This window comes from Providencia sp. PROV073 (assembly GCF_033688125.1).
GTDB classification, from domain to species: domain Bacteria; phylum Pseudomonadota; class Gammaproteobacteria; order Enterobacterales; family Enterobacteriaceae; genus Providencia; species Providencia hangzhouensis.
Genome location: NZ_CP096353.1, coordinates 509,465 through 522,849, shown reverse-complemented (window position 1 = coordinate 522,849; position 13,385 = coordinate 509,465). Strand labels below are relative to the sequence as shown.

Here is a 13,385-nt window from a genome sequence, read left to right as displayed (position 1 = left end):
AGTTAAAACAACTAGAAAATTAGTTTTTCCGCCAAATAGCGTAGAAAAAAAAGATCAATAAAATAAATAAAAAATACTGAATAGCATGTTTAAATAGAAAATAGGCCTCACAAAAGCAAACAAATCAGAAAAAAACATCGCCATAAAATAATTAATTAGAGCATTGCATTAATTAAATAAGAAAAAGATAGGTAAACATAAAATTTAATATGAAAAATCATATATATTTTACTGTTATTGAAATAAAAATAACTTTATTTTTTATATTGTTATCGCTATCACAACAACCGCATAGTTTCTATTTTTTTGCAGTTTTAGGATAGTTTCTGCATGTTTTTATCTAGGTAAGAAAATTTGTTTATGTTATGTTCAACTCATGACTAGTTAAAAAATAGTCAATGAAATGTTAACAAAAAGGAAGGCTTCATTTGACTTAAATGGAAAGCATTCCTCCCTAATATAATAAGTCATTGCAAAATATTATAATAAATTGAATTTACTGAGAAAAACACATAACAAGCAATATTAGTCGGGCCCTATTTTGGTTATTCTATAAAGCAGGGCTGGCAAATCATTTTGGAGGAACCTCCGATGTTGAGCAACTCGTGGTCCCATTCATCTGCATCTCAGATTGAAAATCAGCTCTGTTCTTCAGAGCGTTTATTATTTACCTCAGCTGACCCTGAAGAGATTAAATCGATGGTTGGTCGAGTCATGAAGCCACATCAATTTAACTTACTTAATCCACATCAACGCCTTGATGCTCGTATGCACTATATTCCTATGGGGGATATTTCTCTAAGCCGCTTACGCTATGGTGCCGATGTCTCCATTATTCCAGGGCAACTACAGGACTTTTTTTTGGTTCAAATGCCTCTATCAGGTACAGCAGTCATCGAAAGTGGTGGAAAATGTATTGAATCAACTCCTCAGATGGCCTCACTTCTTAGCCCTGAAGAATCAACAATAATGCGTTGGAATAGCGATAACGATCAATTTATGTTACGTATTTCCCGTTCTTTACTCGAAAGATCCTTAGTAGGCCAACTAGGGCATACTTTAGATAAACCGTTAGTTTTTGAGTTGGGTTTTGCTTGGCAATCTTGCATTGCATGGCGCACTTTAATGAATTACCTGATTGAATGCGCAACTCGCGCGCCCGATCTCTTACAACATAAATTGATCACGACTCAAGTTGAACAATTGGTTTCTGTCACTTTACTTTCTACCCAAGGCCATAATTATATCGAAGACTCAGGCATGCGAAGGTCAACAATTCGTCCTCGTCACGTACGCAGAGTGCAAGAATATTTAGAAGCACACGCCCATGAAGCTATCACTGTTGAGCAGCTAGCTCATATTGCAGGCGTCAGCTTACGCAGTTTATATGCTGGTTTTAAAGAGTTCTTAGATATCAGCCCAATGCAGTATCTACGTGATTTACGGATGGAACGTGTTCGAGCAGAGCTCCTTTCAGGGGAAGCAACTAGCGTCACTGGGGTAGCTTTACGTTGGGGATTTGCCCATATGGGTCGCTTTAGTGCAGATTACAAACAACGCTATGGTGAAACTCCAAGTCAGAGTATGAAAAAAGCCTAAATTCCCAATCATCACTTTCTTAGAAATACCCCCCATATTGTTATGTAATGCCAATATGGGGTTTTGATATACAAACGTGTTTAAAAAGGTATCGATGCCTTCAAATAAATTTGGGAACCTTCTGGACGGTTTCTAACTTCAAAATCCTTTTCCCATTTAGCAGTAAATAGCCACCCTTGCGGGTTAGCATAGCGAATTGAAGGCCCAATAGAATAGGCTCGAGCTTTTCCTTGAGCTGAATTTGGTCCGCTATCATCTGTCGTTTGCCAAAATGCATAGCCCCCAATACCTGCCACCCAACCATTGCCGAACCCCCAACCTAGTGCATAATCAGCGTGAAATGCTTGCCCTGAACGTGTTTTCGTATCGTTATTGCGGAAGTTAAAGTCATACATCATCTTCAAATCCGCATTTACACCAACAGGTGGAATATAACTGATTGCCCAAACTGGTTGCAGCGCCCAATAATTCTTACCTAAACTTGATGGGTCTGTTTTGCTGTATTTACCTGTTGGAGCATACGCATCTAGCCCAACCACATAATGCAAATCGGCTGATGGATGAAACCCTAATGCGGGGCCAAATGTAATATCACCGAGGCCGCGGCTGGTATCTTTTTGCCCCGCCGCTTTTGCAGTCACATCCAATAATGGCACAATTGTATGAAAAGCCAGATCACCACCAAAGACTTTTTGGTCAGTTACCCAAATAAGTCGAGGAGCGAGTACATTCACATTGACGCTAAACCCCGGAACAGGGATCTTATCGCCTTTGTTATCGCGAATACTGTCATAATGCGCATTTCCACCATACACCAGTACATGTACCCCTTGTGGTGGCAATGCACCTGACATAAAGTTTTCTAGCCCATCGGGGTATACCCCTAAACCGCCACCTTCGGTGGCAATCGCACCAAACGAAAATATGCTGAGACACGAACCTGCTACAAGCTTACCGATTGTTGTTTTTTTCATCATGTTTCCTGCCATAGTGGGTTGCTTACTGTGTGTGCTTTACCTGTTAAGTCACAAATCCTTTGCTGATTTATTATGTCCTGCGTTTGACTGCTAATTTTTGTGCAACAAGGTAACCTGAACCACCACCTAAACCCGGACCGGGGTGGGTTGAGGCGCCAATATGAAAAAGGTTTTTGACTGCGGTTTGATGCGTTTTCGTCTGGCCAGTCGCAGCAAAAGGCCGCAACCAGAAGAACTGATCAGGTGAACAAGTTCCTGAATAAGGGTCACCACCAACAAGGTTACAATTATAATTTTCTAGGTCGGCGGGAGAAATTGCCTTGCGTCCCACTATCAAATTAGAAAAGCCTGGCATTACCAGCTCTAAACGCTGTTGAATTCGATCTGCAACAGCCTCTCGCACTTGCTCATCCCAACCCCCGTCATCCGGTACTGAAATTTCACCAGCAGAATCCCCCTTTAACACTCGAGGCAACTCTTGCATTTGGATCCATAAGATCCACCCTCCTTCTGGGGCTCGACTGGGATCGAGCGCGGTAGGTTGGCCAATACCAAATGTCGGTTTATCTGGTAAATAACCATTATTTGCCTGTGTCACCGATAAACACACTTGCTCCATGCTTTCAGTGAAATGAACCAGTGGTACATTTAACAGTTCAGGATTACACCAAGGGGGAGGGGCGCTTAAAGCAAAATGAATTTGCATACCCGCACGCCCATAACGGTAACCTCTCGCTTTTTCCCTCACTTGCAGTGAAATATTTTCGAGTAATGACCCATACAGCTGCGTTGGGGTAACGTTACAAACTACGCTTTCAGACGCAGCAATGATTTGCCCATTCGCCATCACTCCTGTTGCTCGTTGGTTTCTCCCCTCACCTGTAGTGATGATTTTTTCAACATTCATACCCGTTTTTAGCTGGCCACCATGCGCTTCAATAACCTTCGCAAAAGCCTCCACGATACGAGCACTGCCGCCTTTCACCACTGGCATACCGCCAGCCACCACCGCCGCAAAGGTTAATTTCCCAATTAATGCAGAACTGGCTTCATCCGGCCCAAGTCCGGTATGTAATACCCATGGCGCCATCAAAGCTCGGCTAAAGTCGTGCTGTAATTCACGTTCTGACCAACGGCGAAAGCTTTCTATTCCTGCTTTTGCAAAATCAAGCAAGCCATCGACTCCACGTTTTCGCCATTCTGAAAATAATAATTTCAGCATATTGGCGCTATATGGGTTTTGCCCTAATAGGCCAAATGTAAGCGCTGCATCTTGCGTAAATAGCTGTTCCGCCATCTTACGAAATGCAAGGCCATCCCCCGGAGCCAACTGGTCGAGTTGCTTAGCCGCTTCAGAAATATCCCGTTTTAACGCAATCGATTGACCATCCGGTTGCACTAACCCCGTTGAATAATCACATTGAGCAAATTCTAATCCATACTGCTTTAAATAGGGTTCGAGCTCTTGGTACCCAGGGCTACCAACAAATAAGGAGTACCAGCAAGAAAGTAAATCATGGGTATAGCCCTCAAACAAATTCTCAGTGCGGATACAGCCCCCTAAGCGGTCATTTCGCTCAAGAACGAGGACTGATTTTCCACGTACTGCCAACAAGGCTGCACACATCAAGGAATTCATTCCACTGCCCACGACTATCACTTGAGGAGTTGAGCTTGCTGTCATACCTCACCCCACAAGTGCGAGTACACGTAATGGGCTGCCAGAACCACCTTCAATTTTAAGTGGCGCAGCAACAATCACGACACCTGTCGCAGGCAGTTTGTCGAGGTTCGTTAAACATTGCAGGCCATATTTATTGTGACCATGCATTAAAGTATGGCAAGGGTAAGGTACTGGCCAACTGTATGATTGCCCTGCATCCGTATTGATGGTTTCAACGCCAAACCCTTTGACATCACGCTGATGAATAAGCCATTCCACCGCTTCTTGCGATGGTCCGGGCGTGTGTGCACCATCTTCACGCATACTTACATAGGCAACCGGGTCATTCGCCTTTTTCGACCAATCCGTTCTGAAAAGTACCCAAGCTGCTTTAGGAATTGTGCCGTGCTTTTCTTCCCATTTTTGCAAAAACTCTACAGTTAACACCCAATCAGGGTTTTGAGCCACTTCCGCACTGGCATCTACCACAACGGCTGGCGCTACAAAGTTTTCCACTGGAATAGTATCAACGGTGTTATTGATTTGGTCTTTGCCACTGATCCAGTGAATTGGTGCATCAAAATGCGTGCCGGTATGTTCTCCGCAACTAAAATTATTCCAATACCATGCAGGGCCGTTATCGTCGTAGCGAGAAATTTGTTCCATGCTAAATGACCATACTTGCCCAAATTGTTCTGGCAATTGCAGCGCAGGAAATGATGGTGACAAGATTTGTGTCAGATCAATAACTTGAATATTTCCTTGCTGCAACTGTGCTGCAAATGCCATTAATGTTTGCTGGTTCATAGTCTCTCCTGCGCTCAAGGCGCTTCATGTAGGGCAGTAAAGCTACCGCCATGGAACACTAACGGTTTACCCGCTTCACTACCGATACGGCGAACATGCCCCACCATTAATAAGTGGTCGCCAATCGTGTCTTGCTTATGGTTTTCGCACACCAATGTGGCAATAGCACCATGCAATGCAGGAACGCCTTCTGGTGTTAGGTGGGTAGCCACATCTGCAAATTTATTTTCGATACGTGGGTTCGCAAAACGCATCGCTAGTTCTTGGTGTCCGTGGCCTAATATATTGATAGTAAAATGAGTACAATCACGAAATACCGCTAGGTTTGGTGAATGATTCACTAAGCTCCATAGCACTAATGGTGGGTCAAGTGATAACGACGCAAATGAGTTGATAGTTAACCCAACATCACGGCCATCTGCAGTTCGGGTGGTAACAATCGCCACGCCTGTTGGGTAACATCCCAACAGATTACGCAATATCTTTGATTCAAATTCGGTATCGCCCCATTCCCTATCACACATGAGTGTATCCTCTGCAATCATAGACATACTGATATCTCCCATTAAGCTCGAGCTTCTTCCATCATTTGCGATTGAATATACGCCTCACAAGCAGCCTCATCTTTCCACCAAGGGAATAATACGGGCGGGTAATTAAAGGCATTCGCGATGGTATGTGCGAGGGATGGCAGCTGCTGGGCTGCACCCAATAGGTGTAAAATATGCGGCTCAGGTGGGGCGAGTAAGGAATTGGTCCATTCCACAACATGACGACCATACTTCCAGAACTGCTCAAATGTGTCATTCATCCACTTTGCAGTGTAAGGTTTGTCACCATGGGCTAAAATAGCGTCATAATAGACTTTACAAGCCTTGGTAGCGTTATTCGAACCTTGACCCGTTAGTGGGTCATTGGTGACTAACGCATCTCCTAAACCAAACACAATGTTACCTGATGGTAAAGTTAACACCGGTTTTCTCACTGTTGGTGCAAATCTTCCGGCTAAGATGCCATTATCATCAGTTAACTCAACATTATGACAACGTTCTGCTTCCCAAGGTAAATAGGTATTGAGTATTTTTTTACTGTATGCCAAGTGTTCCTGTGGAGTACGAGCTTCATTCCACTGATCCATAGGCCCACCGGGGATCCCTTCAAACACCATAATGTGGCAATCACCACTATTCGTCAGTGATGGGAACACAAAATACTCACCAACACCGGGTATTAAGTTGAAAGAAACTTGTGAATACTCTGGCGTTGGTAACATGCCATGCACATAAGTCAGTGCCAAGGCCCGTTGTGGTTTGTCATAAGGTGAGCGGGAGGCATCGCGCTCAAGCAGTTTAACAATTTCCCCTTTTCCACCCGCTAATACGACTAAATCGTGTGTTTGCGCTAAGCGTTCCAGTTCTGCAATACCAACATCTTCAATGCGTAAATTACCGCCACGCGCTGCAAATAACTCCATCCAGTAAGGCATTTTGATACGTTGGTCGACAGCTTGGGCATAATTATCGAGACGTGAACGCCAAGAAATGACTTTTTCCCCCGCTTTTTCGGGATGAGGAACCGTAAAACCAATTCCTTCAACCGGCGGACACTGTTCTTCCCAAAAATTAATACCTAAATCGCGTTCAAATTGCAGTGAAATATCGAACATGCACTGGCTCGACATCACTCGGCCATTTTTAACGTCATCTGGAGTGCGGTTTGTTGCAACAGTGACTTCATAACCTTTATTGAGTAGACCCAAAGCTAATGGCATACCCGCTTGACCACCACCGACGATAGCAATACGGCGCATAGTATTTTCCTCTACAAAATAGTTAAAATGGTGTCTTATTCAGCAAGACGGGGAATTGCCGGTTTAGCCTGTTCAGGCCCCATAGCGGAGTAACCGCCATCGACAGCGTAATCCGCACCTGTAACAAAGCTGGCCAAATCAGAAAGTAGGAACGCGACAACTTGAGCGACTTCTTCTGGGTCACCAACGCGTTTTAATAAGTGGTAATCAGCAGCAACACGGTCTGTTTTTTGACGGTCTCCCCCTGTGATTTCATCCATAACTCGGGACCAAGTCCACCCAGGGGAAACGGAATTTACACGAATTCCTTCAGCCGCATAATCCATTGCTTGGCTGCGAGTTACCTCTAACATGGTGGCTTTAGATGCAGGGTAGAGCCAACGACCCGTTTGGGCGACAGAAGAAGAAATACTGGTAAAATTGACGATGGCACCTTTACCCGATTTTGCGAAATGTACTTTTGCAAGCTGCGCAGCCATCACTGCACTCACCACATTAATATTCAACGCAGTGAGCCAATCCTGCCTTGTAGATAACTGGCCTTCATCAAGATAAGTGGCAGCCAGATTAACTAAAAAATCGAGTTGCCCATATTTTTGCGCAACACGGTCAATGCCTTGTTTAAGTTGTTGGTCGTCAGTGATATCGACAGGAAGAAAATCAATATTGGGCTCACTTTGAGCTACCTTTTCACCATTCAAGGTATCAATGTCAAAAATCGTGACTTTAACGCCGTAATCACTTAATACCTTCGCAACGGTTGCACCAATTTTGGTCGCTCCCCCAGTCACAATGGCAATCTTATTATTCAAGCCTTTCATCTTTGTCACCCTCTTTTTCTCTCATTTAGTTACAATGAGTTCACAAAAAATTAACATAACGAATAGTTACGCAAATATGCTGGAAAGGGGTAGCCGATGGGCGCAAGAAATATCCATTATGTGCGGTAATTTAAATAGTAAGGTGATGATATAAATCGTTAAATAGCCACTTTCAGCAGTGGCTATCCAAATAATGAAAAGTATGATTAATCGCAGAAATTAATAAAATAACTTATGGACGTTCTAAAATACGGGCACCAGGGCCTTTCCTACCAAGTACATCATCAGGATTGCGCAGCGGACAGTCACTGAGTGATAAGCAACCGCAACCAATACAGTTATCCAACTCATTACGTAAACGTGTCAGTTGCCGAATACGCTTATCTAAAGATTTACGCCATTGCGTCGACATCTCCTTCCATTGCTCCGAAGTTAGCGCGCTATTTGCAGGAAAACGCCCCAATGCCTCTTGAATTTCATGTAGTGGGATCCCCGTACTTTGTGCAACCTTAATAATGGCGATGTAACGAAGTACAACAGAGTGAAATCGTCGCTGATTCCCTTGAGTTCGTGTACTTTGAATTAGCCCCTTTGATTCATAAAAATGGACTGTAGAAACAGGCACTCCCGAGCGTTTTGCCACTTCGCCCACCGTTAATGCCCGAGTAAAATCAATTTTTTTCCCCTCGTTCTTCTGAGGTTTTATCGTTTTTGTGTCTTTGTCCGCCATTTTAGCTCACCTTTGCTTGACCTCAACTTAACTTAAGGTTTTATAGTGCCACCCTGCTAGTTTGTCAATTGAGGTTATTTTTTAAAAGGGGATAGGTTTATGCCATCGGTGATTACCAAAATGTTAGAAAGCAATAGCTTATGGGTTATTGCTCGCTTACTAGTCTTGGTTTTATTTATTTCATCTGGTTTAGCCAAAGTTTTTGATTATGAAAATAGTCTGGCTGAAATGCGTGCCGCAGGTCTTCACCCAGATTGGTTTTTCAATATTGCTTCTGCTGCTGTCATGTTAATTGGCTCTGTTCTTGTGCTATTTAACCGTCTTTTATGGCTTGGAACTGGCGCGTTAGCCGTGTTTTTGTTCCTCACTATTGTGGTTGTCCACACCTTTTGGAGCTACACGGGAGAACAAGCTCAAATCGCCATGTTTTGGGCAATTGAACATATCGCTGTTATTGGGGGCTTAATCGCTATCGCCATTGCAGGGCATTTTCGAGGTCTTTATTTCGCGTTAAAGACGCAGAAATAGAAGGAAAATTTAATGAATAAAAAAACAATAATGACACTTTGTTCCGTTTTGATCGCTGTTGGGGCGGGTAGCGCGATTTATTCGACCTATGCGCAAAATGAAGAAGACGAACAAGCAGCATACCAATATCCACCCGTGAAAGTGGCATTGGCACCTGTTAGCTTAGATACCGCGCCTCGTACTTTTTACGGTGTAGGTGAGTTAGAAGCTGGCAGCCAAGTCTTAGTCGCGGCAGAAACCAATGGCCGTATAACAAAAATTGCATTTGAATCTGGCCAGCAAGTCAAAAAAGGCCAATTATTAGTACAACTCAATGATGCCGTTGAACAAGCTGATTTATCACGTTACCAAGCACAGTTGCGCAATGCGGCTCGCTTATATGAAAGAACACGTTCATTATCTGCGCAACATTTAGTGGCAGAGGCTCAAGTGGACAGTACACGTGCTGAACGTGATATTGCCCATGGCCTGATCCGCCAAACCCAAGCATTGATTGCGCAAAAGACAATCCGAGCGCCATTCGACGGTACGATAGGTATTCGCCAAGTCCATGAAGGACAGTATTTAAACCCAGGGGAAGCCATTGCCAGCCTGGTGGATACCAAAACCTTAAAGCTCAACTTTTCCTTAGATGAACAGGCCTCACCGGAACTGCATCAAGGCCAAATTGTTGATATTACAGTTGATGCTTATCCCAATAAAACTTTTCCAGCCCGTATTACGGCCATTGACCCACTCATTGGTAAATCACGTACTATCGCCCTGCAAGCCACATTAGAAAATAGCGATGGCACATTAAAAGCTGGGATGTACGCCAATGTGAATGTGGTACGCCAAGCCAGTAATGAAGTCATTACAATCCCAGAAACCGCTGTTACGTATACCGCCTATGGCGATACCGTATTTATTACGCAAGGTGAAGGGGATGCGATGACCGTCAAGCGGGTGTCCGTAAAAACGGGGCAACGTTGGGATGGCAAAATTGAAATAGAACACGGCTTAAGTGCTAACGATAAAGTCGTCACTTCTGGGCAATTACGCTTAAACGACGGCTCTGCTGTCACCCCTGTTGCCCAAGATACATTGTCTGAACCTGTCACTAATACGGCTCAAGGTTCATAAGGAAGGCGTAATGAAATTTACTGATATTTTTGTTCGCCGACCTGTTCTGGCTCTCGTGGTCAGTGCGCTGATTGTATTAATTGGTTTATTTGCGCTGAGTAAACTGCCTATTCGCCAATATCCACAACTTGAAAGCTCGACGATCACCATTACTACGCAATACCCTGGCGCATCAGCTAAATTGATGCAAGGGTTTGTGACACAACCCATCGCACAAGCGGTTTCCTCAGTGGAAGGCGTCGATTATCTGTCTTCTTCTTCTGTGCAAGGAAGTAGCCTTGTCACCGTACGAATGGAACTTAACCGAGACTCCACTCAAGCCCTTGCACAAGTAATGGCGAAGGTGAACCAAGTTCGTTATAAATTACCGAAAGAAGCTTATGACCCTGTGATTGAACTTTCTTCTGGGGAATCCACTGCGGTTGCTTATATCGGTTTTTCCAGCACCAATTTATCCATTCCAGCCCTGACAGACTATATTTCTCGCGTCATTGAGCCAATGTATTCCTCAATTGATGGTGTTGCTAAAGTTCAAGTCTTTGGAGGCCAACAATTAGCAATGCGTTTATGGCTGGATGCCGATAAATTAGCTGGCCGAGGGCTAACCGCTGCGGATGTTGCACAAGCAGTTCGCCAAAACAACTACCAAGCGGCACCCGGTAAAGTCAAAGGCGAGTTCGTGATTTCTAATGTCTATGTTAATACCGACCTCACTAATGTCGATGAGTTTCGTGATCTAGTGATCCGCAACGACGGCAATGGATTAGTACGGTTAAAAGATGTGGGAACCATTGAATTAGGAGCCGCTTCCACAGAAACCAGTGGTTTAATGAATGGTGAGCCTGCTATTTACCTTGGTTTATTTGCCACACCAACGGGTAACCCTTTGGTAATCGTTGACGGCATGAATCAATTAATGCCTGACATCACCAAAACCTTACCACCCGGTGTTAAGGTGGAAATGGCATTTGAAACTTCGCGCTTTATTAAAGCGTCTATTGACCAAGTGATTAGTACATTAGTTGAAGCGCTACTGATTGTTATTGCGGTTATTTACCTGTGTTTAGGGTCAATTCGCAGCGTAATCATCCCAATTTTAGCTATTCCGCTATCTATGTTAGGTGCAGCCGCACTCATGATGGCATTTGGGTTTAGTATTAACTTACTGACGCTACTGGCCATGGTATTAGCAATTGGTCTCGTCGTCGATGATGCTATCGTTGTGGTCGAAAACGTCCATCGCCATATTGAAGAAGGGAAATCACCAGTTTTAGCGGCTTTAATTGGTGCTCGTGAAGTGGCAGGCCCAGTTATCGCGATGACGATCACCTTGGCAGCGGTATATGCTCCAATAGGGCTGATGTCAGGTTTAACGGGAGCTTTGTTTAAAGAATTCGCACTCACGTTGGCCGGGGCGGTGATTGTTTCGGGTATTGTGGCATTAACCCTTTCCCCTGTAATGAGCTCGTTTATGTTGAACTCAAAACAGAATGAAGGGCGTATGGCACGTATGGCAGAAACCTTCTTTTCTACCTTAGCCCATTACTATACCATTGTATTGAATTTCTCTTTGAAAAACCGTTGGTTAACAGGTGTTATTGCCGTTGGTGTATTCATTAGCTTACCACTGCTTTATCAATCAGCTCCTCGTGAATTAGCCCCTGTGGAAGACCAGTCTAGTGTATTAACGGCGATCAAATCTCCGCAACACGCTAACCTCGAGTATGTAGAACGTTTTTCGCGTAAATTACATGATGTTTTCATGGAGTTGACAGAAACAGAAAGTACTTGGATTATTAACGGAACCGATGGCCCCTCCGCCAGCTTTGGGGGAACTAACTTGACATCATGGGAGCAGCGTGACCGCGCCGCATCTGAGATCCAAGGTGACTTACAAGGGCGCGTCGGTGATGTCGAAGGGAACAGTATTTTCGTTTTCCAGTTACCCGCCTTGCCAGGTTCAACGGGTGGCTTGCCAATCCAAATGGTTCTCAGAAGTCCGCAAGATTATTCGGTACTCTATAAAACCATGGAAGAGATCAAGCAACAAGCACGTGAAAGCGGTCTGTTTATGGTGGTAGATAGTGACCTCGACTACAACAACCCAGTGGTAGAAGTCCGTATTAACCGTTCAAAAGCGAATAGCTTAGGCATTCGTATGCAAGATATCGGGGAATCACTGACCTTATTAGTGGGGGAAAACTATATTAACCGCTTTGGGATGGATGGCCGTTCTTATGATGTGATCCCTCAAAGTATTCGTAGCCAACGCTTAACACCGGAAGCCCTTTCACGCCATTATGTGAAATCGGAAGCGGGAACTATGATCCCACTGTCAACGGTGGTTGATATCAATACCCAAGTTGAACCGAATAAACTCACGCAATTTAATCAGCAAAATGCGGCAATTTTCCAAGCAATACCTGCTCCTGGTGTCACATTAGGCCAAGCTGTTGCTTATTTAGATAATATTGCCAATGAGCTACCAGCAGGTTTTAGCCATGACTGGCAATCCGATTCGCGCCAATATAAACAAGAAGGAAACACCCTCGCCTTTGCCTTTATGGCGGCGCTCATCATTATTTACTTAGTCTTAGCGGCACAATATGAAAGTTTAGTCGACCCATTGATTATCTTGATTACTGTTCCACTTTCAATTTGTGGTGCGTTAATTCCATTGGCACTTGGTTATGCAACATTAAATATTTACACCCAAATCGGCTTAGTCACATTGATTGGCTTAATCAGTAAACACGGAATATTGATGGTTGAGTTTGCCAATGAATTACAAGCCAATGAAGGGTTAGATAGACGACATGCCATTCTCAAAGCAGCACAAATTCGTTTACGCCCAATACTAATGACAACCGCAGCAATGGTGATTGGCTTAGTTCCTCTGCTATTCGCCACTGGAGCAGGAGCAAATAGCCGCTTTGGCTTAGGCTTAGTGATAGTCACTGGTATGTTAGTTGGCACATTATTTACCCTGTTTGTTTTACCAACCATTTATACCTTGCTAGCCCGTAATCACAGTGCAACCGCACTAACACCAAGGCGCTATGAGCTTGCCGAAGCGAATCGCCTAATCAAAGAAACTGAGGAGACGTCCCAATGAGAAATACGTTAACTAGCCGTCATCAACGTAACAGCCGTACAGTCAACGAAGTGGAAGTGAATGCAATGAGTAATAGCATGGCCATGCTATTAATTTATCATGGTCTCCCCGCAGGTCTGGAAAAATCTCATTCAGCGTCAAACTCGAGCACTTTAAATAAGCCTACACGCTAATGTAAATAGCCGCCAAACCTAAATGGTATGGCGGCGATTA

At 44.1% G+C, this 13,385-nt stretch carries 12 protein-coding genes; 5 read left to right on the top strand and 7 right to left on the bottom strand.

Features of this window, described 5'->3' with window-relative positions:
• The first annotated feature begins 591 nt into the window (after window positions 1–591).
• On the top strand, window positions 592–1,599 hold the full coding sequence (locus M1F17_RS02250; RefSeq protein ID WP_318837213.1) for an AraC family transcriptional regulator: 1,008 nt from the start codon (window positions 592–594) through the stop codon (window positions 1,597–1,599).
• 80 nt (window positions 1,600–1,679) lie between these two features.
• Here the strand turns inward: M1F17_RS02250 and M1F17_RS02245 are convergent, their stop codons facing one another.
• From M1F17_RS02245 to soxR, 7 genes are all read right to left on the bottom strand, one after another.
• On the bottom strand, window positions 1,680–2,573 hold the full coding sequence (locus M1F17_RS02245) for a transporter (protein WP_226617121.1): 894 nt from the start codon (window positions 2,571–2,573) through the stop codon (window positions 1,680–1,682).
• A gap of 73 nt (window positions 2,574–2,646) precedes the next feature.
• Entirely contained in the window at window positions 2,647–4,260 is a 1,614-nt protein-coding gene (locus M1F17_RS02240) for a phytoene desaturase family protein (RefSeq protein WP_004261114.1), read from the bottom strand.
• Window positions 4,261–4,263: 3 nt separating this feature from the next.
• Window positions 4,264–5,046, bottom strand: a complete 783-nt coding sequence (locus tag M1F17_RS02235; RefSeq protein ID WP_318837212.1) for a cyclase family protein — start codon at window positions 5,044–5,046, stop codon at window positions 4,264–4,266.
• A 14-nt stretch (window positions 5,047–5,060) separates the two neighbouring features.
• Window positions 5,061–5,597 (bottom strand): flavin reductase family protein, encoded by a 537-nt coding sequence (locus M1F17_RS02230; RefSeq protein WP_226617123.1) that lies wholly within the window; start codon window positions 5,595–5,597, stop codon window positions 5,061–5,063.
• Window positions 5,598–5,611: 14 nt separating this feature from the next.
• On the bottom strand, window positions 5,612–6,856 hold the full coding sequence (locus tag M1F17_RS02225) for a styrene monooxygenase/indole monooxygenase family protein (protein ID WP_094961446.1): 1,245 nt from the start codon (window positions 6,854–6,856) through the stop codon (window positions 5,612–5,614).
• Between the two features lie 35 nt (window positions 6,857–6,891).
• A complete protein-coding gene (locus M1F17_RS02220) occupies window positions 6,892–7,677 on the bottom strand; it encodes an SDR family oxidoreductase (protein WP_004261123.1) in 786 nt (261 codons plus the stop codon).
• A 232-nt stretch (window positions 7,678–7,909) separates the two neighbouring features.
• The gene (soxR, locus tag M1F17_RS02215) at window positions 7,910–8,407 is read right to left on the bottom strand and encodes a redox-sensitive transcriptional activator SoxR (protein ID WP_004261125.1); all 498 of its coding nucleotides are present in this window, start codon (window positions 8,405–8,407) and stop codon (window positions 7,910–7,912) included.
• A gap of 99 nt (window positions 8,408–8,506) precedes the next feature.
• Between soxR and M1F17_RS02210 the strand changes: the two genes are divergently transcribed.
• The 4 genes from M1F17_RS02210 to M1F17_RS02195 are packed head-to-tail and all read left to right on the top strand — an operon-like array spanning window position 8,507 to window position 13,345.
• The gene (locus M1F17_RS02210) at window positions 8,507–8,935 is read left to right on the top strand and encodes a DoxX family protein (RefSeq protein ID WP_004261127.1); all 429 of its coding nucleotides are present in this window, start codon (window positions 8,507–8,509) and stop codon (window positions 8,933–8,935) included.
• Window positions 8,936–8,947: 12 nt separating this feature from the next.
• Complete coding sequence (locus M1F17_RS02205) at window positions 8,948–10,057, top strand: efflux RND transporter periplasmic adaptor subunit (RefSeq protein WP_140172599.1); 1,110 nt, start codon at window positions 8,948–8,950, stop codon at window positions 10,055–10,057.
• 10 nt (window positions 10,058–10,067) lie between these two features.
• The gene (locus tag M1F17_RS02200) at window positions 10,068–13,172 is read left to right on the top strand and encodes a MexW/MexI family multidrug efflux RND transporter permease subunit (RefSeq protein WP_206277684.1); all 3,105 of its coding nucleotides are present in this window, start codon (window positions 10,068–10,070) and stop codon (window positions 13,170–13,172) included.
• Window positions 13,169–13,345 carry a hypothetical protein gene (locus M1F17_RS02195; RefSeq protein WP_004261134.1) on the top strand — a complete coding sequence of 59 codons (177 nt, stop codon included), beginning with the start codon at window positions 13,169–13,171 and terminating at the stop codon, window positions 13,343–13,345. The genes M1F17_RS02200 and M1F17_RS02195 overlap by 4 nt, the downstream gene beginning before the upstream one ends.
• Window positions 13,346–13,385: the final 40 nt, after the last annotated feature.

Coding starts and splice junctions, on each gene's coding strand:
- M1F17_RS02245 (WP_226617121.1), bottom strand. CDS start 2,573: ATGAAAAAAACAACAATCGGTAAGCTTGTAGCAGGTTCGTGTCTCAGC.
- M1F17_RS02240 (WP_004261114.1), bottom strand. CDS start 4,260: ATGACAGCAAGCTCAACTCCTCAAGTGATAGTCGTGGGCAGTGGAATG.
- M1F17_RS02225 (WP_094961446.1), bottom strand. CDS start 6,856: ATGCGCCGTATTGCTATCGTCGGTGGTGGTCAAGCGGGTATGCCATTA.
- M1F17_RS02220 (WP_004261123.1), bottom strand. CDS start 7,677: ATGAAAGGCTTGAATAATAAGATTGCCATTGTGACTGGGGGAGCGACC.
- M1F17_RS02250 (WP_318837213.1), top strand. CDS start 592: ATGTTGAGCAACTCGTGGTCCCATTCATCTGCATCTCAGATTGAAAAT.
- soxR (WP_004261125.1), bottom strand. CDS start 8,407: ATGGCGGACAAAGACACAAAAACGATAAAACCTCAGAAGAACGAGGGG.
- M1F17_RS02235 (WP_318837212.1), bottom strand. CDS start 5,046: ATGAACCAGCAAACATTAATGGCATTTGCAGCACAGTTGCAGCAAGGA.
- M1F17_RS02210 (WP_004261127.1), top strand. CDS start 8,507: ATGCCATCGGTGATTACCAAAATGTTAGAAAGCAATAGCTTATGGGTT.
- M1F17_RS02195 (WP_004261134.1), top strand. CDS start 13,169: ATGAGAAATACGTTAACTAGCCGTCATCAACGTAACAGCCGTACAGTC.
- M1F17_RS02205 (WP_140172599.1), top strand. CDS start 8,948: ATGAATAAAAAAACAATAATGACACTTTGTTCCGTTTTGATCGCTGTT.
- M1F17_RS02230 (WP_226617123.1), bottom strand. CDS start 5,597: ATGTCTATGATTGCAGAGGATACACTCATGTGTGATAGGGAATGGGGC.
- M1F17_RS02200 (WP_206277684.1), top strand. CDS start 10,068: ATGAAATTTACTGATATTTTTGTTCGCCGACCTGTTCTGGCTCTCGTG.